22 protein-coding genes are annotated in these 19,385 nt (G+C 74.6%); 10 read left to right on the top strand and 12 right to left on the bottom strand.

The window, feature by feature from the left end; genetic code table 11:
- Nucleotides 1-128: 128 nt before the first annotated feature.
- Entirely contained in the window at nt 129-1,661 is a 1,533-nt protein-coding gene (locus ACJ6WD_RS32450) for a SpoIIE family protein phosphatase (protein WP_331248613.1), read from the top strand.
- A 47-nt stretch (nt 1,662-1,708) separates the two neighbouring features.
- On the opposite strand, the gene ACJ6WD_RS32445 is transcribed toward ACJ6WD_RS32450, so the two are convergent.
- The 3 genes from ACJ6WD_RS32445 to ACJ6WD_RS32435 all read right to left on the bottom strand — a co-directional run bounded on the left by ACJ6WD_RS32445 (nt 1,709) and on the right by ACJ6WD_RS32435 (nt 3,336).
- A complete protein-coding gene (locus ACJ6WD_RS32445) occupies nt 1,709-2,053 on the bottom strand; it encodes a DUF2516 family protein (RefSeq protein WP_174505033.1) in 345 nt (114 codons plus the stop codon).
- Nucleotides 2,054-2,212: 159 nt separating this feature from the next.
- Nucleotides 2,213-2,851, bottom strand: coding sequence for a hypothetical protein (locus ACJ6WD_RS32440; protein ID WP_331248612.1), 639 nt, complete (start codon nt 2,849-2,851; stop codon nt 2,213-2,215).
- A 32-nt stretch (nt 2,852-2,883) separates the two neighbouring features.
- Nucleotides 2,884-3,336: a helix-turn-helix domain-containing protein gene (locus ACJ6WD_RS32435; RefSeq protein WP_044377617.1), complete on the bottom strand. Its 453-nt coding sequence runs from the start codon at nt 3,334-3,336 to the stop codon at nt 2,884-2,886.
- A gap of 174 nt (nt 3,337-3,510) precedes the next feature.
- Here ACJ6WD_RS32435 and ACJ6WD_RS32430 point away from each other — a divergent pair, with 174 nt between their 5' ends.
- The 6 genes from ACJ6WD_RS32430 (at nt 3,511) to thrS (ending at nt 9,893) form a co-directional block, all read left to right on the top strand.
- Nucleotides 3,511-4,734 (top strand): NAD(P)/FAD-dependent oxidoreductase, encoded by a 1,224-nt coding sequence (locus tag ACJ6WD_RS32430; protein WP_407617081.1) that lies wholly within the window; start codon nt 3,511-3,513, stop codon nt 4,732-4,734.
- Complete coding sequence (locus tag ACJ6WD_RS32425) at nt 4,731-5,630, top strand: RNA polymerase sigma-70 factor (protein ID WP_233658661.1); 900 nt, start codon at nt 4,731-4,733, stop codon at nt 5,628-5,630. Before ACJ6WD_RS32430 ends, ACJ6WD_RS32425 begins: the two co-directional genes overlap by 4 nt.
- A 197-nt stretch (nt 5,631-5,827) precedes the next feature.
- On the top strand, nt 5,828-6,775 hold the full coding sequence (locus ACJ6WD_RS32420) for an SDR family NAD(P)-dependent oxidoreductase (protein WP_407617080.1): 948 nt from the start codon (nt 5,828-5,830) through the stop codon (nt 6,773-6,775).
- 143 nt (nt 6,776-6,918) lie between these two features.
- The gene (locus ACJ6WD_RS32415) at nt 6,919-7,269 is read left to right on the top strand and encodes a hypothetical protein (protein ID WP_233658660.1); all 351 of its coding nucleotides are present in this window, start codon (nt 6,919-6,921) and stop codon (nt 7,267-7,269) included.
- Between the two features lie 7 nt (nt 7,270-7,276).
- On the top strand, nt 7,277-8,461 hold the full coding sequence (locus ACJ6WD_RS32410; protein ID WP_331248609.1) for a glutathionylspermidine synthase family protein: 1,185 nt from the start codon (nt 7,277-7,279) through the stop codon (nt 8,459-8,461).
- Between the two features lie 196 nt (nt 8,462-8,657).
- Nucleotides 8,658-9,893 (top strand): threonine--tRNA ligase, encoded by a 1,236-nt coding sequence (gene thrS / locus ACJ6WD_RS32405; protein ID WP_376444136.1) that lies wholly within the window; start codon nt 8,658-8,660, stop codon nt 9,891-9,893.
- Between the two features lie 34 nt (nt 9,894-9,927).
- Here the strand turns inward: thrS and ACJ6WD_RS32400 are convergent, their stop codons facing one another.
- The gene (locus ACJ6WD_RS32400; RefSeq protein ID WP_376444139.1) at nt 9,928-10,809 is read right to left on the bottom strand and encodes a putative protein N(5)-glutamine methyltransferase; all 882 of its coding nucleotides are present in this window, start codon (nt 10,807-10,809) and stop codon (nt 9,928-9,930) included.
- A 562-nt stretch (nt 10,810-11,371) separates the two neighbouring features.
- Between ACJ6WD_RS32400 and ACJ6WD_RS32395 the strand changes: the two genes are divergently transcribed.
- Entirely contained in the window at nt 11,372-12,358 is a 987-nt protein-coding gene (locus ACJ6WD_RS32395) for an aldo/keto reductase (protein ID WP_038520919.1), read from the top strand.
- Nucleotides 12,359-12,419: 61 nt separating this feature from the next.
- On the opposite strand, the gene ACJ6WD_RS32390 is transcribed toward ACJ6WD_RS32395, so the two are convergent.
- Complete coding sequence (locus ACJ6WD_RS32390) at nt 12,420-12,794, bottom strand: VOC family protein (RefSeq protein ID WP_038520921.1); 375 nt, start codon at nt 12,792-12,794, stop codon at nt 12,420-12,422.
- Complete coding sequence (locus ACJ6WD_RS32385; protein WP_407617090.1) at nt 12,794-13,375, bottom strand: TetR/AcrR family transcriptional regulator; 582 nt, start codon at nt 13,373-13,375, stop codon at nt 12,794-12,796. Before ACJ6WD_RS32385 ends, ACJ6WD_RS32390 begins: the two co-directional genes overlap by 1 nt.
- Nucleotides 13,376-13,609: 234 nt before the next feature.
- On the opposite strand from ACJ6WD_RS32385, the gene ACJ6WD_RS32380 reads away from it, so the two are divergent.
- On the top strand, nt 13,610-14,032 hold the full coding sequence (locus tag ACJ6WD_RS32380; protein ID WP_407617079.1) for a VOC family protein: 423 nt from the start codon (nt 13,610-13,612) through the stop codon (nt 14,030-14,032).
- Between the two features lie 21 nt (nt 14,033-14,053).
- On the opposite strand, the gene ACJ6WD_RS32375 is transcribed toward ACJ6WD_RS32380, so the two are convergent.
- The 5 genes from ACJ6WD_RS32375 to ACJ6WD_RS32355 all read right to left on the bottom strand — a co-directional run bounded on the left by ACJ6WD_RS32375 (nt 14,054) and on the right by ACJ6WD_RS32355 (nt 17,705).
- Complete coding sequence (locus tag ACJ6WD_RS32375) at nt 14,054-14,413, bottom strand: helix-turn-helix domain-containing protein (protein ID WP_233658655.1); 360 nt, start codon at nt 14,411-14,413, stop codon at nt 14,054-14,056.
- Between the two features lie 96 nt (nt 14,414-14,509).
- Nucleotides 14,510-15,079, bottom strand: coding sequence for an NADPH-dependent FMN reductase (locus ACJ6WD_RS32370; RefSeq protein WP_233658654.1), 570 nt, complete (start codon nt 15,077-15,079; stop codon nt 14,510-14,512).
- A gap of 128 nt (nt 15,080-15,207) precedes the next feature.
- The gene (locus ACJ6WD_RS32365) at nt 15,208-15,639 is read right to left on the bottom strand and encodes an ankyrin repeat domain-containing protein (RefSeq protein ID WP_016571812.1); all 432 of its coding nucleotides are present in this window, start codon (nt 15,637-15,639) and stop codon (nt 15,208-15,210) included.
- Nucleotides 15,640-15,862: 223 nt separating this feature from the next.
- Nucleotides 15,863-16,888 (bottom strand): asparaginase, encoded by a 1,026-nt coding sequence (locus tag ACJ6WD_RS32360; RefSeq protein WP_374206823.1) that lies wholly within the window; start codon nt 16,886-16,888, stop codon nt 15,863-15,865.
- A gap of 55 nt (nt 16,889-16,943) precedes the next feature.
- Nucleotides 16,944-17,705: an ABC transporter substrate-binding protein gene (locus tag ACJ6WD_RS32355; protein ID WP_233658653.1), complete on the bottom strand. Its 762-nt coding sequence runs from the start codon at nt 17,703-17,705 to the stop codon at nt 16,944-16,946.
- Between the two features lie 170 nt (nt 17,706-17,875).
- On the opposite strand from ACJ6WD_RS32355, the gene dtd reads away from it, so the two are divergent.
- The gene (gene dtd, locus ACJ6WD_RS32350; RefSeq protein ID WP_233658652.1) at nt 17,876-18,301 is read left to right on the top strand and encodes a D-aminoacyl-tRNA deacylase; all 426 of its coding nucleotides are present in this window, start codon (nt 17,876-17,878) and stop codon (nt 18,299-18,301) included.
- Between the two features lie 90 nt (nt 18,302-18,391).
- Here dtd and ACJ6WD_RS32345 read toward each other — a convergent pair whose 3' ends face one another.
- Nucleotides 18,392-19,372, bottom strand: coding sequence for a YgfZ/GcvT domain-containing protein (locus tag ACJ6WD_RS32345; protein ID WP_407617078.1), 981 nt, complete (start codon nt 19,370-19,372; stop codon nt 18,392-18,394).
- Nucleotides 19,373-19,385: the final 13 nt, after the last annotated feature.

Below are 19,385 nucleotides of genomic sequence, written 5' to 3'. Positions count from 1 at the left end.
ATGGTCGCCATTCGATGCCCGGTAGCGCCCCCCGCTCGGCTGACCGACGAGCAGGGTCGAACCGGGCACGGTGACGTGCCGGTCGGCCCGTCGCCGTACCCCTCGGGGGGAGGGAAGGAAGCAGACCCATGCCCGTACCCGTACCGCACCCGCGGACGGCCGTGCTGCCGCACCAGGCAGGACCGGCGGACTCCGGCTGCGCGGAGAACGCCCGCGCCGCCGCCGTCGGCATGCCCGCGCACGGGGGCTGCTCCGGGGCCGGCCCGCTGCCCCGCGACCTGCCGGCGGCCGAGCTGCCGCGCCCGGTCGTGGACGGTCGGACTGCTGCCCGCCCGCCGGCCGGCCATGCGCCCGGCGCCACGACCGAGCCGGTGACCTCCGCCACGTCCGAGGCGCCCGCCGCCGCGGACCCCTCCACCGCCGCCGTCGAGCCGAGGCCCGAGCCCCCGGCCCAGGGACTGACCCTGCTCCTCATCGGCGAGGACCCGAACAACCACGTCCCGGAGATGTGGGACTGGGCCGGCCGCAAGGTCCGGCTGCGCACCGCCCGCAACCTCACCGAGGCCGAGCGGCTGCTCACCGACGACGTGCACTGCATCCTGCTCGACCTCACCCCCGCCGAGCCGACCGGCCGCGAGGACCGCGACCCGCCCCGGGGCGACGGCCCCGGCGGCCCCGGCGGCAGGGGCGGAGACGAGTTGGCCGCGCTGCGCGCCGTGCTGCGCATGGCCCCGGCACAGGCCGTCCTCGTGCTCACCTGCGAGACGGACGCCGAGCGGGCCGCCGAGGCGGTGCGGGTGGGCGCCCAGGACTACCTCTTCCGCGACGAGCTGGACGGCAAGGTCCTCAGCCGCGCGGTGCGCTACGCCGTGGAACGCAAGCGCGCCGACCTGGCCCAGCGCCAGCTCACCGAGTCCCGGCTGCGCGCCCAGGAGAACGCCCGCCTGGAGCGCGGCCTGCTGCCCACGCCGCTGCTGGACGGCTCCGAACTGCGCTTCGCGGCCTGCTACCGGCCCGGCCGCAGCCGCGCCCTGCTGGGCGGCGACTTCTACGACACCGTCCGCACCCCGGACGGCACCGTGCACGCCATGATCGGCGACGTCTGCGGCCACGGCCCCGACGAGGCCGCGCTCGGCGTCGAACTCCGCATCGCCTGGCGCGCGTTGACCTTCGCCGGGCTGTACGGCGACGAGCTGCTGGCCACCCTGCAGAAGGTGCTGGAGAACGAGCGCCCCGACGACGAGATCTTCGCGACGCTGTGCACCGTCGACATCTCCGAGGACGGACACCGCGCCGGCGTGTGCCTGGCCGGCCACCCCGCGCCGCTGCTGGCCCGCGCCGGCGAGCAACCGGAGCTGCTGCCGTACGAGTTCGGCGGTCCGGCGCTCGGTCTGCTGCCGGAGGCCCGCTGGCCGCGCCGCCAGGTCGAGCTGGGCGCCGCCTGGAGCCTGCTGATGTACACCGACGGCCTCATCGAGGGGCGCATCGGCGAGGGCACCGCCCGGCTGGGGCAGGACGGGATGACCGAGCTGGTCGCCCGCCAGATGGCGAGCGGCCTGACGGGCGACGAACTGCTGGAGGCATCGGTGCGCGAGGTCCGCGCCCTGAACGGCGGGGAGCTCACGGATGACGTGGCGGTCCTGCTGCTGGACCGGCGGTAGGGCGCGGGGCCCGTACGGGCCCGGGGCGGAGACGGGCCCGTCGGGCCTCAGCGGCCGCCGTTGTACGGCCCGTAGGGGCCGTCCGAGCTGGAGCCGCGGCGGGGGCCGCGGCCGCCACCGCCGGCCACCGCGCGCAGTGCGGGCCGGACGTCGACGGTGTAGACGATCACCGCGATCATGCCGATGATCGGCAGGAACGACAGCAGGGGCAGCAGGAACAGCAGCGCCGTCGCGGCGCCGAGGAAGATCAGCCACATGGCCTTGTTCTGCTTGTCGGCCGCGCGGTAGGCGTCCTCGCGGCGGACCGCCGCGTCGATCAGCATCACTGCGGAGTAGATGCCGAGGGCGAGTTGCACCCAGCTCAGAACGCTCTGGAACCCGTAGATCAGCACGCCGTCCACCACCCGTTAGCCGTTCGCTTCGCAGTTCGCCAGGGAACTCGGTCTGTCATCTCGGTCCGTGCGGCTCCCGTGGGCCCCACCGTACCCGGACAACGGGCCGGACACGTGGGGAGTGCCCGGCCCGTGCGATGACCGCCGCTCACCGGCGGCTCACTTCGCGGACGGCGGCGGGGTGCTCTTCTTCGCCGGGCCGGCCGCGGGCTTGCGCACGGCGGCCGGCTTCTTCGCCGTGGCGGTCCTCGGCTCGGTCGAGGCGGTGGCCTTGGCCTCGGGGCGGGTCCCGTTGGCCGGCACCGTCTTGGCGCGACCGCCGGTCTCGGTGCCGTTCTTCGCCTCGGCCGTCGGCTCCGGCTCGATCGCCACCGCCAGCTCCTCGACCTGCTCGGCGGCGCCGCCGCGCCAGTTCTGCACCGCGCCGCGGCCGCGCTCGGCCAGCTCGTCGTAGGTCTCCCGGGCCTGCACGGCGACCTCGGCGGCCCGGCCGACGCCGCGCAGCGCCAGCTCCTGGGCCTGGTCGCGGAACTTCTTCAGGTCCCCGTCGAGCGAGCCCAGCAGGTCGGTCAGCTTCTCCTGGGCCTCCTTCGCCTGCTTGGTGACCAGGGACTGGATGTCCTTGGGGTCGGTGCTGCGGACCGACTCGAAGCGCTTGGGCGCCTCGGACTTGATCTTCTCGACCAGCTGCGGCACCTCGCCGAGCTTCTCGGCGGCCAGGTCGGCGGTACCGGCCAGGGCGTACAGCGGGGTCGCGTCGGTCAGGGCCTTGCGGAGGTCATCGGTGGTGATGGCCATGACGTGGTTCCTCCTGGAAACGATGGGTTGCGTCAGGTGGCGTGCGGGCCGCCGTCGGCCTCTGTCTCATGGGGGTGGCCCCCGTCCTCGGGTCCGTCGCCGGACCGCCGTGCGTCGTCGTCCGGAGTGCTGCCGCCGAGCCCGTTCTCCTTGCGGAAGGACTCGTAGATCTGCAGCAGGACCTGCTTCTGCCGCTCGTTCAACGACGGGTCGGTGAGTATCGCGGTCTGCACCCCGGCGCCGTCCGGGCCGCGCCGCTCGTCCAGGATCCCGGCCTGGACGTACAGCGTCTCGGCGGATATCCGCAGCGCCTTGGCCAGCTGCTGGAGGATCTCCGCGCTCGGCTTGCGCAGCCCGCGCTCGATCTGGCTGAGGTACGGATTGGACACCCCTGCGGCATCCGCCAGCTGCCGCAGGCTCAGCTGCGCGGTGCGCCGCTGCTCCCGCAGGAACTCGCCGAGGTTGCCGACATTGAGTGATGCCATGCCTCGATACTGCACGGTAGCGCTAACTATTGCAAGCAAGCGCTAGCAGGAGTGGTGCGTTGGGGTGTCGGGGCGGGAGCCCGGCGGCCTGCGCGGTGAGCTGTGTCACATCGCGTCACAGTCGGCGGGCCCGCGGTGTCTTGAGGCCGAACCCCTTGAACCGGAGGAGGCACCGTGAGCGTGAACACCGAGGTCGTCGTGGTCGGCGGCGGGTACGCCGGCGTCATGGCCGCCAACCGTCTGACCCAGCGCGACGACGTGACCGTGACGCTGGTCAACCCGCGCCCGACCTTCGTCGAGCGGATCCGCCTGCACCAGGTGGTGGGCGGGTCCCACGACGCGGTCGTCGACTACGCGGCGGTCCTGGGCGCGCGCGTCCGGCTGGTGGTCGACACCGTGACGCGGATCGACGCCGCCGGGCACGGCGTGGTGCTGGGGAGCGGCGGCACGGTCGGCTACGACTACCTGGTCTACGCGGTGGGCAGCGGCAGCGCCGATCCGCGGGTGCCCGGCGCGGCCGAGTTCGCCCACCCGATCGCCACACTGGAGGAGGCGCGGCGCCTGCGGCCGCTCGTCGACGCCGTGCCGGCGGCGACCGCGGTGACGGTCGTCGGCGGCGGACCGACCGGCATCGAGACCGCCGCCGAGCTGGCCGAGCTCGGCCGCGCCGTCACCCTGGTCTGCGGCGGGCAGCTCGGCCCGTACCTGCACCCGCGGGGCCGGCGCTCGGTCGCCAGGCGGCTGGCCGCGCTCGGGGTGCGGGTCCTGGACGGTCCCGGCGCGAAGGTGACGGAGGTGACGCGCGATGCCGTACGGCTCGGTGACGGCCGCACCGTGCCGAGCCCGGTGACCATCTGGACCGCCGGGTTCGGCGTGCCGGACCTGGCCGCGCGCAGCGGCCTGCGCACCGACGCCCTGGGGCGCCTGCTCACGGACGAGACGCTGACCAGCGTGGACGACCCGCGCATCGTCGCGGCCGGGGACGCCGCGGCGCCGTCGGACCGGCCGTTGCGGATGAGCTGCCAGGCCGCCGGTCCGCTCGGCGCGCACGCCGCCGACACGGTGCTCAGCCGGCTCGCGGGGGAGCGGCCCGCGGACCTCACCGTGGGGTTCGCCGGCCAGTGCCTCAGCCTGGGGCGCCGCGTCGGCTTCTTCCAGTTCGCGACCAAGGAGGACACCGCGAAGAAGTACCACCTCGGTGGCCGGCCGGGCGCGAAGCTCAAGGAGTTCGTCTGCAAGGGCACCGTCAAGCAACTGGCGGACGAGGGGCGCAAGCCCGGTGCGTACCGCCTGCACAAGGTGTTCAAGGAGGGCCGGCGGCAGGCGGAGTTGCGGGGCGAGCGCGACGGGCGGCCGGCCCCCGCCGGACCGACCGGTGGCGGGGAGCACCACCGATGACGCAGGACCGCGCAGGCGATCCGGCGACCGAGGCGTTCGTCGCCCACCGCAACCTGCTCTTCACCGTCGCCTACGAGATGCTCGGCTCGGCCGCCGACGCCGAGGACGTCCTCCAGGAGACCTGGCTGCGCTGGGTCGAGGTCGCGGTGGACCAGGTGCACGACCGGCGCGCCTACCTGGTGCGGATCACCACCCGGCAGGCGCTCAACCGGCTGCGCACCCTGACGCGGCGCAAGGAGGCGTACGTCGGCCCGTGGTTGCCCGAGCCGCTGCTCACCACGCCGGACGTGGCCGAGGACGTCGAACTCGCCGAGAGCGTGTCGATGGCGCTCATGCTCGTCCTCGAAACGCTGTCGCCGACGGAGCGCGCCGTCTTCGTGCTGCGCGAGGTGTTCGACGTCGCCTACGAGGAGATCGCGGCGGCCGTCGACAGGAGCCCCGCGGCGGTGCGGCAGATCGCCCACCGCGCCCGGCGGCACGTCGAGGCCCGCCGGCCCCGCGAGGTGGTCCCGGCGGGCACGGCCCGGGCGGCCCTGGAGGCGTTCCGCCGCGCGCTCGACACCGGGGATCCGCAACGGCTGCTCGACGTGCTCGCGCCGCACGTCGTCCTGGTGAGCGACGGCGGCGGCGTCAAGCAGGCCGCACTCCGGCCGATCACCGGCGCGGACAAGGTGGCCCGCTACCTGGTCGGCGGGATCGGCAAGGCCGCGGCCGCGCCGACCCTCGACCCCACCGTGGTCAACGGCAGCCCGGCCCTGGTCGTGCGGCTGGGCGGCGCGCTCGACGGCATCCTGGCGTGCCGCGTCGAGGACGACCGCATCACCGGCCTCTACTACGTCCGCAACCCCGAGAAGCTGACCCGGGTGGCGGCGCGCACGCCGCTCGCCCTGCGCTGAACGCCGAACGGGAAGACGGCGGGCGGCGGGTGGCGCCGACGGCCGCGGGGTCCGTGGTCGGGCGGCTGTCGGTGAGCGGTCGGTGAGCGGTCGGTGGGCTGTCGGCGGCCGTTGCGATCGTGTGGGGCAGGTCGTTCCGCCGGTCGTCACCGGCGGGCCGGCCGGTCGTTTCGTCCACGCAGCGAGGAGCCGCCGTGATGCCGTCCGTACCGCCCGCCCCGCCCTGGGACGTCCACCGGTTGCCGCCCGCCGACGGCCGCACCGTCCTGGTCACCGGGGGCAACGCGGGCATCGGGTACTTCGTCGCCGAACAGCTCGCCACGACCGGCGCCACCGTCGTGCTGGGCAGCCGGGACCCGGTGAAGGCCGAGGCCGCGCTGGCCGTGCTCCGCGCCCGGGTGCCCGGGGCGCGGGTGCAGGCCGTGCGGCTGGACCTCGCCGACCTCGGCTCGCTGCGGACGGCGGTGGCCTCGCTCGGGCCGCATCTGGACGCGGTCGTCCACAACGCCGGCGTCGCGCTGGACGATCCGCCGCGCCGGGAGACCGGCGACGGCCACGAGCTGATGTTCGGCACCAACCACCTGGGCCACTTCGCCCTGACCCGGTGGCTGCTGCCGCTGCTGGCGGCCGCACCCGCGGGCCGGGTGGTGACCACGGGGAGCTTCGCCGCGAAGACCGAAGAACTGGACCTCGCCGACCTCCAGTCCCGGCACGACTACCGGCCCAAGCGCAGCTACGGCCGCACCAAGCTGGCGCAGATGCACTTCGGGCTCGAACTCGACCGCCGGCTGCGCGCGGCCGGCTCCACCGTGACCAGCGTGGTGGTGCACCCCGGCGGGGCCCTGGACTCCCGCACGCCGGCCAGGCCCCCGGTGCACGAACGGACCGCCGGCGCCTGGCTGCGCGGCCTGCCCGCCGCCGTCGTCCTCCAGGGCAAGGACGCCGGGGCGTGGCCCGCGGTGCGCGCGGTGCTCGATCCGGCCGTCGGCGGCGGGCAGCTGTGGGGTCCCCGCGTCTTCGGGCTGCGCGGCGCACCGCGGCGCGAACCGCTCTGGCGCAACCTGGCGGACACCGCCGTCGCCGGCCGGCTGTGGGCGGCGAGCGGTGAGATGACCGGGGTGGACCCCGGGGACGCCCTCGGATAGCGGGCGCCCGGCGCGAGCGGGGCGGGGCGGGCGTGGCAGCGGGGAGAACGGGGGCTCGCCCGCCGTACGGGCCGGGCGGTGCGCCACCTAGGGTGGGCGGGCAACACAGCTTGTTCGCGTACGGACACACGGGGGTGGCCACCATGGCACGGAAGGCACAAGCGGAACAGACACGGCGACGGCTGCGCTCCAGCACCGTCATCCTCGGCGGCATGGGCGCGCTCGCCGCGGCCCTCACCTCGTGCGGCTCGGAGCCGGACAAGCGCTGCGTGGACCCCAAGAGCTACGACAGCGTCCTGGGGTACCGGGTGCTCAGCCCGTCGCAGTGCTCGTCCACGACGGGGTCGTCCACCACCGGCGGCCGCTGGTACTACGGCTCCGGCGGTTCGGGCCGGCACGCCGACGGCGGCACGTTCAGCAAGAGCCAGGCCGTCGACCGTGGCGGCTTCGGCTGCGCCGGCCCCGGCTCCCGGCACGGCTCCTCGGGCGGCTGACCGCCCGATGCGCCGCCACACCCTTGAGCCCCGCCCCGACTGGCGGTCCCTCGTCGAGGCCCAGGGCCTGATCTACCCGCTGACCCGGTACCCCGACGACTCGCTGCGCCCCTATTGGGACGAGAGCGCGTACTACTCCTTCTCGGCCGACGAGATCGAGGAGCTGGAAGGGGTCGTCGAGGAACTCCACGGCATGTGCCTGGCCGCCGCCGAGCACATCGTCACCCACGACCGGTTCGCCGACCTCGGCCTCACCGACCCGCGACTGGTCGCCCGGGTCGCCGAGGCGTGGCGCCGCCGCGCCGAACTGCCCTCCCTGTACGGCCGCTTCGACCTCCGCTACGACGGCACCGGCCCGGCCAAGATGCTGGAGTACAACGCCGACACCCCCACCTCCCTGGTGGAGGCCGCCAGCCCGCAGTGGTTCTGGATGGAGGACCGGTTCCCGGCCGCCGACCAGTGGAACTCGCTGCACGAGCGGTTGGTGGACGCCTGGAAGCAGCAGGCCCCCCTGCTGCCGCCGGGCGCCCCGCTGCACTTCGCGCACTCGGCCGCCGACGAACTGGGCGAGGACCTGATGACCGTCGCCTACCTGCGGGAGACCGCCGAGCAGGCGGGCCTGGCGACCGAGGCGATCACCGTGGAGGAGATCGGCTGGGACCGGCTCTCGGGCCGCTTCGTCGACCAGCGGCTGCGCTTCATCCGGGCCTGCTTCAAGCTCTACCCCTGGGAGTGGCTGGCCACCGACGCCTTCGGCCCGCACGTCCTGGACACCCTCGACAACGGCGGCGCCACCGGCACCACCCTGTGGATCGAGCCCGCCTGGAAGATGCTGCTGTCCAACAAGGCGCTGCTGGCGATCCTCTGGGAGCTGTTCCCCGGCCACCCCAACCTCCTCGCCGCCTACCTGGACGGCCCCCGCGACCTGCCCGCCGGCCCCGGCCACGTCGCCAAGCCCCTGCTGGGCCGGGAGGGCGAGGGCGTCACCGTCCACCCACCGGGAGAAGCCGCGGTCCGGCGCGACGAACCCTGCTGCTACCAGGAGTTGGCGCCGCTACCGGACTTCGACGGCAACCGGGTGGTGCTCGGCGCCTGGGTCGTGGCGGACGAGGCGGCCGGACTCGGCATCCGCGAATCGACCGGCCTGGTCACCGACGAGTACGCGCGGTTCCTGCCGCACCTCATCACCTGAGAAACCCGGTGCGGCGCACCGGGACGCGCTGTTACGGTCGGCCGTATGCAGCGCGCGGGCCAGAGGGTCACGACGACGCCGGAGGACGTCCCGGCGCGCTGACCGCTGACCTGTGAGTCATCGAGCCCCGGGGCGAGTGCCCCGGGGCTTCGCCGTGTGGTCACTCGCCCCGAGGGCGACCCGTGAGGAGACCACCATGAACGCCACCCCGGACCACGACCACCGCCGGCTCGGCCGCGCACTGGACCTGTTCGACACCGACCCCCTGATGGGCGCCGGACTGCCCTACTGGCTGCCGGACGGCGCGGCGGTGCGGCACGCCCTGGAGGAGTACGTCCACGAGGTCGAGCGCCGTGCCGGCTACCGCCACGTCTACTCGCCCGTCCTGGCCAAACGCGAGCTCTACGAGATCTCCGGGCACCAGGACCACTACAGCGACGACATGTTCCCGCCGATGGAGGTCGGCGGCGAGCAGCTCGTACTGCGCCCCAGCCTGTGTCCGCACCACGCCCTGATCTACCGCTCCCGCCCCCACAGCTACCGCGAACTCCCGCTCCGCCTGGCCGAGTTGGGTGGCATGTACCGTTCGGAGCGGTCCGGCGTGCTCGGCGGGCTCACCCGCGTACGGGCCATCCAGCTCAACGACGCGCACATCTTCTGCGCCCTCGACCAGGTCGCCGACGAGGCCGGTGCCGCCCTGGAACTGATCCGCCGCGCCCACGCCGACCTCGGCATCCGCGCCGCCCGCTACCGGCTCTCACTCCCGGGGGACGGCGGCAAGTACGTCGCCGACCCCGCGATGTGGCGGCGCGCCGAGGCCCTGCTCACCGAGGCCCTCGACGCCTCGGGCGTGCCCTACGAGGCCGCCGGCGGCGAGGCGGCCTTCTACGGCCCCAAGATCGACGTGCAGGTCGTCGACCGCGCCGGCCGCGAATCCACCCTGTCCACCGTCCAGGTCGACCTGCACCAGCCGCGCCGCTTCGACCTGTCCTACGTGGGCCCCGACGGCAGCCGCCACCGACCCGTGATGGTCCACCGCGCCGTCATCGGCAGCGTCGAACGCGCCGTCGCCCACCTCATCGAGGAGCACGGCGGCGCCTTCCCCGCCTGGTTGGCGCCCGTGCAGGTCGCGGTGCTCCCGCTCTCCGCCGCCGAACTCCCGCCCGCCGAAGCCCTGGTGCGGCGCTGCGTCGACCGGGGGCTGCGGGCGGCCCTCGCCGACCCCGCACAGGGCACCCTCGGCGCCCGCGTCCGCGCCGCCCGACACGTCCCCTACCAGGCGGTCATCGGTCCCCGCGAGGCCGGCGCCGACCTCGTCGCGCTCCGGCTGCGCGACGGCCGGCGCCCGGCGCCGCTGCCCGCCGCCGAGGCGCTGGCCCGGATCGCGGCGGTGGTGGCCGGGCGCGGCGGCGCGCTGTGGGCGGACGCCTGACGCCCCCGGGGGACCGGCGGGCCGTCGGGGGCGCTCACCTGCTTTCCGCCCCGGCCGGGGGCAGGGTGCCGATCACGACGGTGGCGTAACGCTCGTCGCAGGTGGCCACCTCGGCCAGCAGGCCGCTGCGCCGGACGGCCTCGACGGCCCGGTCGGCCTGCCGCTCGCCGGTCTCGAAGAGCAGATGGCCGCCCGGCGCCAGCCACCGGGGCGCCGCAGCGGTCACCCGCCGCAGCACGTCGAGGCCGTCGGTGCCGCCGTCGAGCGCCACCAACGGTTCGAAGTCGCGGGCCTCCGGGGGCAGCAGGCCGACCTCTTCGGTGGGGACGTAGGGGACGTTGGCCGTCAGGACGTCGATCCGCCCCCGCAGGTGCCCCGGCAGCGCGGCGAACAGGTCGCCCTCGTGGACCCGCCCGTCGACGGCGGCCACGTTGCGCCGGGCGCAGCGCACCGCGGCCGGTTCGATGTCGCAGGCGTGCAGTTCGACCCCGTCCAGTGCCGTGGCCAGGGCCGCCCCCACCGCGCCCGAGCCGCAGCACAGGTCGACCGCCACGGTGCGCCGGCCGGTCCGCTCGGCGGCCCGGCGCCCGAGGGCGACGGCCCGGCCCAGCAGGTACTCGGTGCGGCGCCGCGGCACGAAGACGCCCGGGTCGACGGCGATGCGCAGACCGCCGAACTCGGCCCAGCCGAGGACGTGTTCCAGGGGGTGGCCGACCGCCCGCCGCTCCACCATGGCGGCGAGCTCGTCGGGGGTGCGGGCCGTGGCGACGAGCAGCGCGGCCTCGTCCTCGGCGAAGACGCAGCCGGCGGCGCGGAGCCTGGCGACGACGGCGGCCCGGGGCGGCGCCGTCGGCGGAAGCGGGACGCCGGACGCGGGGGAGGGACGGGAGGAGGGTGACGGGTGGGACGACGACATGCTGGTGAGCCTTTCGGGATGCCGAGGGGCGCTTCCCGGGTCACGGATGTCGGGCGGTCACCTGGAGCCGGTGGACGCACGGACGCGAGACGGGAGCACCTGCCTGGTCTGGCGGGAAATCGGTCTCACCTCCTTGGGCGGTCGCGTGCACGGACGGGCGCGGGCCGGCGACACGGTGTCCGCCGGCGGCCGGGGCCACAGTACCCGACCTGGTGATCAGGAGTCAGGAGGGACCTGTGGGGACCGGGTGCCGAAGCCCCACGCACCCCGAAGGACGCGCAACCACGGTGCGGACCAGCAGGTTTGCGTGCGGGGCCGGTGGGACGCGCGCTGCGGCACGGCAGCCGGGCCCCGCGGGCGACAGCCGGCGAGACGCCTGACCTCGGCCGTTGGCCGGCCGATCCCCAGCCGATCCCCGGCCGTCGCGCACGGTTGACTTGGAGGGCGCTCCAACTCCTACCGTCAGGGGCAGGTCGAGGGGCGGACGGTCGCCCCGGGCCGAAGAGGCGCCCCGTCGCGGGGCACCCGTTCCCGTTCGCAGTACGTGCCAGGAGGTAGCAGCATGACGGAGATTCCCACCCGCCGCCTTGGGGGACTCGTGGTGTCCGCGCAGGGGCTCGGGTGCATGGGGATGAGCCACGGCTACGGCGCCTCCGACGACGACCAGTCGATCGCGACCCTGCGCCACGCGCTCGACCTCGGCGTCAGCCTGTTGGACACCGCGGACTTCTACGGGGCGGGGCACAACGAGGAACTGATCGGCCGGGCGATCGCCGGGCGGCGCGACGAGGTGGTGCTGGCCACCAAGTTCGGCTTCGCCAACCGGCTCGGCGAGCCGACCGCGATCCGCGGTGACGCCCCCTACGTCCGCGAGGCGTGCGACGCCTCGCTGCGCCGGCTCGGCGTCGACCACATCGACCTCTACTACCAGCACCGCGTCGACCCCGACGTGCCGATCGAGGAGACCGTCGGCGCGATGGCGGAACTGGTCGCGGCGGGCAAGGTGCGCCACCTCGGCCTGTCCGAGGCCGGTGCGGACACCCTCCGGCGGGCCCACGCCGTCCACCCGATCGCCGCGCTGCAGAGCGAGTGGTCGCTGTGGACCCGCGACCTGGAGCAGGAGATCGCGCCGGTCTGCCGCGAACTGGGCATCGGCCTGGTCCCGTTCTCCCCGCTCGGCCGGGGCTTCCTCACGGGGCGGTACACCTCCGTCGAGGGCCTGTCGGAGTCCGACGTGCGGCGCACCCAGCCCCGCTTCGCGGACGGCAACCTGGAGCAGAACCTCGCCATCGTGGCGAAGCTCGACGAACTCGCCGCCGAAAAGGGCGTCACCGCAGGCCAGTTGGCGCTCGCCTGGGTGCAGCACCGGGGCGACGACGTCGTGCCGATCCCCGGCACCCGCCGCCGGAAGTACCTGGAGGAGAACCTCGCGGCGCTCGACGTGCGGCTCTCCGCCGAGGAACTCGCCGCCATCGACGCCGCGGCCCCCGCCGACGAGGTCGCCGGCACCCGCTACGACGCGAAGAGCATGACCTTCGTCAGCAAGTGAGGACGTCCGCGGCGGGCCGCGCGGGCGGTGCGCCGCGGCCGCCCGCGGGGGGCGTCGGCCCTCACGCCGGCGACATCACCTCGTACAGGTTGCCGTCGGCGTCGGTGAAGAACAGCCCGCGGGCGCACAGCGGGTGATCGGTCCGGCCGTTGTCCGGTTGGTCGGGCCGGCTGCCGTACGGGACGTCGGCCGCCCGGAGGCGGGCGAGGATCCCGTCGAACGTCGCCGGATCGACGTCGAAGGCCAGGTGGTGGCCCTCGGCGTCCGGAACGGCCATGAAGTCGAGGGTGAGCGTCTCGTTGACCCGCACCGGGGCGAAGTGCCCGTTGCGGCCGGCCGGCGGGAGCTCCGCGAGCCCCATGACGGTGGCGAGGAAGCGGGCCGCCGCGCGGTGGTCGGCGGCCGGGACGATGGTGTGGTTGAGGGTGACCGGCATCAGGCGCTCCCGGGGTCGGCGAGGGTCCCGTGGAGCAGCACGGAGATGAGCTCCTCGGGGGCGAGCGGGGCGCCGCCCGCGCCGCCCCGTGCGGGCAGGCGGCTGAAGAGCAGGCCCAGGAAGGCGGCGGCGACCCGCTCCGGGGCCAGCCGCAGCCGCTCCCGGTCCGGTTCGACGAGGGTGACGACGGCGTCCTGCAGGACGCGGAAGGACCGGGTCCGCCCGTCCTCGGGGGGCTCGCCGCCCGCCCGCGCCGCCGGCGGGTGCGGGCGGTCGCGGCGGTGCCCGGAGGCGTAGAGGCTGCTGATGACGGTGCCCATCCGCTCCAGGTGGGCGCAGAGCGCCTCGGCGGCCTCGGTGAGCCGTACGGTCAGCGGCTCGTCGAGGGGGACGGAGGCGAGTTCGCGCAGGACGTGGTCGACGCCCACCGCCTCCGCCACGCAGGCGTCCAGCAGTGCGTCCTTGTCCTGGAACGCGCGGAAGATGGTGGCCTCGCCGATGCCGGCGGCGCGGGCGATCTGGCTGGTGGTGACGGCCGCCCCGTGCTCCGCGACCAGTGGCAGGGCGGCCGCGACGATCATGGCGCGGCGCTGCTCGACGTTCATGCCGGGCGCCCGGCGGCGGGCGGGCCGGTTCTCGGAGGCAGCTGCTGGTGGGGACATGCCGCCACGCTACGGAGTGAGTGCTCACTCCGTCAATGGGTCGTGCGGAGGAGGCGCGCCCGGAGGGCCGTCCTTAGACTTCTGGGAGGCGACGGACTGCCGAGCGGCGACCGGATTTCCGACGGTCGGCACGACCCCGAGGGGCGGCGCACCATGGAATGGAAGCTCGAACTGGTCCCGATTCCGGTGAGCGACGTGGAGCGCGCGAAGCGCTTCTACAGCGAGCAGGTGGGCTTCGCCGTCGACCTCGACCTCCGGCTCGACGACGGCGCACGGATCGTCCAACTGACCCCGCCCGGCTCCGGCTGCTCGATCGTCCTGGGCGTCGGTGACGGAGTGACGCCGGTGCGGCCCGGTTCCGTGCAGGGGGTGCAACTCGTGGTGCCCGACGTGGCCGCGGCCCGCGGCGAGTTGCTCGCCCGCGGAGTGCCGGTCGGCCCCGTCCAGCACGTGGCGGACGGGGCGCTGGCCGACGGCCCCGGCGGAGCCTGGAACTCGTTCGTCTACTTCAACGACCCGGACGGGAACGGCTGGGCCGTCCAACAAGGGGCGACGGACCCCGCGGACGGACACTGACCCCGGCCGCCCCGCCCCGGATCACACGGCGTCCGGATGGCGCTGCGGGTGGGTGGCCTCCAGGTGGGCCAGGTGCGTGCGCCCCCAGGCGCCCAGCGGGGCGAGCGCGTCGTTGAGGGAGGCGCCGAGCCCGGTCAGCGTGTACTCGACCTTCGGCGGCACCTGGTCGAACACCTCGCGGTGGACGATGCCGTCGGCCTCCAGTTCGCGCAGCTGCTGGGCCAGTACCTTCTCGCTGATCCTCGGCAGCTCCCGGCGCAACTGGCCGAACCTTCGGGGCCCTTGGGCCAGCGCCCACAGGAGCAGGACCTTCCACTTGCCGCCGATGACGTCCACGGCGGCGTCCAGTCCGCACTCGTAAGGGCCCTTCCGCCCGCTCACGCCGCCCCCCCTCCGCGTCCCCCGCGACGCACCCTCCGGGCGCGTCCGCACGCGCCTCGTGGCGTCCAGTATCGGCGATCGGGCCCGCGGCCGGCTTCAGTTGCCGTACGGGCGGGCGGTGCGCGCCTCCCGCAGGGCCACGGCCCACCACTCCAACTGGTTCAGCAGGGCGTCGGCGGCCTGGGCCGGCGGGGCCGGGTCGTGCAGCTGGCCCTGCTCGTCGAACGGGCCGGCGGTCAGCGCGAAGCTCACCGTCTCGCGCACCGTCGTGGCGTGCAACTCGGCGAAGACCAGCCGCAGTTGCTCGACCGCGCGCAGGCCGCCGGAGATCCCGCCGTACGAGACGAAGCCGACCGGCTTGGCCTGCCACTCGGCGCGCAGCAGGTCGACGGCGTGCTTGAGCGGGGCCGGGAAGGAGTGGTTGTACTCCGGCGTGATCACCACGAACGCGTCCGCCTGCTCGATGCGCTTGGCGTACGCGATGAACTCCTCGCTGCCGTGCCGAAGTTCGTACGGCCGGATGGCGTCCAGGTCGACGACGTCCACGGTGACGTGCGGGTGGGAGGCGCCGACGTGCCGGGTGAACCACTCGGTGACGACCGGGGCGAAGCGGCCCTCCCGGGTGCTCCCGACGATGACGGCGAGGGTGTAGCGCGCTGCGGACATGTGAGGCCCTTCGTGGCGGAGTGAGTGCGACGACCCCAAAGGTAGAACCTCAACTAAAGTTGAGGTCAAGTGCGCGGGGGCGAGGAGGGGTGACCCGCCCCCTGACGGGCCTCACGTACCGGCGGGCGTCACTGCGCGCCGAACAGCTCCAGCAACTCCGCCTTCTGGAACATCCGGGCCGTCTCGATCGCCGACGGGGACCCGGCCGCCGGATCGGCCCCGTGCGCCAGCAGGACCTTCACCACCTCGTCCTCGCCCTTGAACACCGCGCCCGCGATGGGGGTTTGCCCGCGGTCGTTGGCGCGGTCCGCGTCGCCGCCCCGCTGCAACAGGGCCTCCACGGTGTCCGGGTGACCGTGGTAGGCGGCGAGCATCACGAGGGAGTCGCCCTTGTCGTTCGTCAGGTTGGCGGGCACCCCCGCGTCCACGTAGGCGGCGACGGTGTCGGTGTCACCGTGCCGCGCCAGGTCGAACACCTTGGCCGCGAGCTGCAGCACCTCGGGGTCGTGCGCGTGCTCGATCGCCTCGGGTCCCTGCGGCTCGGAATTCGCGTCGCTCATGGTCGCCGGCCTCCTGCTGTGGTGGTGAGTGTGTGTCGAATGCACCGCCACTCTAGATTTCCCCGGCCCCCCACGCCGCGGACGCCGGGTCGCGGATCCCACCGAACCCACCCCAATGACCAGCACGTGCGACACGAACGCCGGGCCCGCGGACGCCACCGCCGGCCCGCCGGCTGCGGCGCGGCCGGCGGTCCGGCCACCGCCCGCCGCGCCGCCGGCTCCGTCAGAACGCCGCGCGGATCTCGCCCACCCGGCTGCCGCCCCCGTGCAGCGGCACGTCCTCGATCCGCGCCAGCACCGGATCGTCCACGCCCAGCCCCCGCAGGACCCGGGCCAGCACCGGGCCCAGCGTGCGGGTGGCACCATCGTCGATCTTGAAGGCCAGGGCCCGGCCGTCGGGCAGGGCCAACGCCTGCACCGCCTCGGCGCCCATCTTGGAGAGCGTGCCCGGCAGCGCCCGCATCAGCCAGGTGTCCGGCCGCCGGGTGCCCGCGACGTACTCCGGGTGCGCCCGCATCGCATCGGCCACCCGCCGCTCCGCCGTCCCCGGCTCCGCCAGGACGAAGTGCCGGTAGGACCGCGCCAGCCCCGTCAGCGACAGCGACATCAGCGGCGCCCCGCACCCGTCGGTGCCGATGTGGGCGACCTCCTCGCCGCCCGCGGTACGGACGACGTCCAGGATCAGCTGCTGGAGCGGGTGGTCCTGCTCCAGGTACGTGCCAAGCGGCCATCCGTTGAGCGCGCAGACCGCGAGCATCGCGGTGTGCTTGCCCGAACAGTTCATGGTGAGCCGGTCCCGGACGTTGCCGGCGGCGAGGTAGTGCTCCGCCTCCTCCGGGTCCAGCGGCAGGTCCGGCGGCGTCTGGAGCTGCTCGGCGGCGAGCCCGTGCTCGGCCAGCATGGTCCGCACCAGGTCGAGGTGGAAGGCCTCGCCGGAGTGGCTCGCCGCGGCCAGCGCCAGCCGCTCCCCGGACAGCTCCAGCCCCGCCCGCAGGATCGCCGCGGCCTGCATCGGCTTGTTCGTCGAACGCGGGAAGACCGGCGCGGTGACGTCACCGAGGGCCTGCTCGACGCTTCCGTCGGCGGCCAGGACCACCAGCGAGCCGCGGTGCCGGCCCTCGACGAAGCCGGAGCGCACCACCTCGGCGAGGACCGGCGACGGGACCGACTCGGCGGCGGCCGCCGCGGACGACGACTGCTCGGGTATCGGGGTGGACGAGGACGAGGACGAGGTCTTCGACGAGGTCACGGCCGGCCTTCCGGGGGAACGGGACCCGCTCCCCCGGAAGGCGGCTCGTGGCCGTTCAGGACAGCAGGTCGTCTACTTGTGCTTCGCCTTCACGGTACCTGCGGGCGATTTCGGCACTGCAATCGTCGGTCGTGTGCTGGAGGGACTGGCGCCGCTGCGAGATCTGCCGCTCGTAGCGGATCAGCCGCCCCATCGCGTCGTGCAACTCCTCGTCCGTGCGGGCCGTGAGGTCCGAGAGCTCGACCTCGCCGAGCATCTCGTCGGCGAGCCGGCGGTACTCCTCGCCGTGCGGGGTGCCGAGCGTCACGTGCCGGGCCGACGAGCGCTGGCGCGACGGCAGGTCGGTGAGGATCTCGGGCAGTCGGTCCAGCAGCGGCGAGTGCGACCCGGTGCGGCGGGCGATCTCGGCGCGGAGGATGTCGATCCGCCCCTGGAGCAGGCGCCGCAGGTAGCTGAGGTCGGCTTCCTGCTGCTGGCAGTCGCGGCGCACCCCGCGCAGCTCGGGCAGGCTCAGCCCGGACAGTTCGGGTGGCCCGGCGGGGCGGAAGCGGTCGCGCTGCTGAGGGGGGCGGGCGGTGGCTGCCTGGCCTGCCTGGAGCATGGGGTCGTCCTCGGTACGGGCGGGCTCGTCGGGAGCCGGCGCCGGGGTGGTGGTCGTCAGGGCGTGCGGGGGCTCCGGGGCGAGCGGGGTCTCCGGGGCGGCCGGTCTCGGGCGGCCGGACGACGGGGTGGGACGGGCCGGCGGCGGGCTGCCCGCCGGTGCCGTACGGGCGGTGGGCACGGGGCCGGGTGTCTGTCCGGCGCCGAGTGTGGTCATGGATCGTTCCCCTCGTCCGGTGCCGCATCCAGGGCATGTTGTCCGTGAAACGCACCGCGTGCACGCATCGTGCCACTCTGTGCGGTCCGTGTGCAGGGCCATGGCACTCGAACGGCCCTTGTGGGGGTACCCACGGCGGGGCGGCGCGGCGGCCCGGCATGATGGCGGGTATGCGAGCTGTGGTGCAGAGGGTGAACGGCGCACGCGTCGAGGTGGCCGGCGAGACGGTCGGCGAGATCGTCGGGGAGGGGCTGTGCGCACTGGTGGGCGTCACGCACGACGACACCCCGGAGAAGGCCGCGCAGCTGGCCCGGAAGCTGTGGTCGGTGCGGATCCTCCAGGGCGAGAAGTCCTGCTCGGACAACGGGGCGCCGCTGCTGGTGATCAGCCAGTTCACCCTCTACGGTGACGCGCGCAAGGGCCGCCGTCCCACCTGGCAGGCCGCCGCACCGGGCCCGGTCGCCGAACCGCTGGTCGACGAGGTGGTCGCCCAGCTGCGGGCGTTGGGCGCGCAGGTGGCAACCGGGCGGTTCGGCGCGGACATGAAGGTGTCCCTGACGAACGACGGACCCTTCACGGTGCTGCTGGAGGTCTGAGGGGCCGCCCGGCCCCGCCACGGGCGCGCCCGGTCGGGACCGGGCCCCGGAAGGGCCCGGTAAGGGCCCGTGGACGCGCCCTGGGGGCCCCTACGGCTCGACGACGACCTCCTGGGCCGCCGCGGTGCCGCCGGCGATCAGCGGGGCGTCGACCGGCACGTTGCGCTTGACCAGGGCCAGGGCGATCGGGCCGAGCTCGTGGTGGCGGGCCGAGGTGGTGACGAAGCCCAGTTGGCGGCCCTCCTCGCCGTCCGCGGCCAGCCGGATCGGCGTCCCGTGCGGCGGGAGGTGGACCTCGCTGCCGTCGAGGTGGAGGAAGACCAGGCGGCGCGGCGGCTTGCCGAGGTTGTGGACCCGGGCGACGGTCTCCTGGCCTCGGTAGCAGCCCTTCTGGAGGTGGACCGCGCTGCCGATCCAGCCGACCTCGTGCGGGATGGTGCGGTGGTCGGTCTCCAGGCCCAGCCGCGGGCGGTGCGCCTCGACGCGCAGCGCCTCCATGGCGAGGACGCCGATCGCGGGGCCGTGCGCCGCGGCGAAGGACTCCAGCGCGGCGCGGGGCAGGAAGAGGTCGCGGCCGTGCGCCACCTCCCGGACGACGGTGCCCTCGGGCGCCTCGGTGAGGGAGCCGGCCGGCAGGTGCACGACCGCGAAGTCGTCGGTGCGGTCGGCCACCTCGACCCGGTAGAAGAACTTCATGCTCTCCAGGTAGGCGATCAGCGCCTCCTGCGTGCCGGGCTCGGTGTGCAGCCAGGTCGTCTCGCCGTCGTCGACGAGGTAGACGGCGTGCTCGACGTGGCCGTGCGCGGAGAGGACCAGCGCCTCGGTGGCCTGGCCGGGCGGGAGTTCGCTGACGTGTTGGGTCAGCAGCAGGTGCAGCCAGCTGAGCCGTTCGGCGCCGCCGACGGTGACCACGCCGCGGTGCGAGAGGTCCACGAAGCCGGAGCCGTCGGCGAGCGCGCGCTGCTCCCGGAACAGGTCGCCGTAGTGCGCGGCGACGCCGTCGTCGGGGGCCTCGGCGGGCACGGCGCCGGGCAGCGACAGCAGGGGGCTGGCGGATGAATGTCGCAGCATGCACTCAGCCTAC

Origin of the sequence: Streptomyces sp. VTCC 41912 (assembly GCF_045799175.1) — a bacterium.
Lineage (GTDB): Bacteria > Actinomycetota > Actinomycetes > Streptomycetales > Streptomycetaceae > Streptomyces > Streptomyces albulus_C.
Note: the sequence above shows the minus strand (reverse complement) of the source record. Positions and strands in the feature narration are given on the sequence as shown.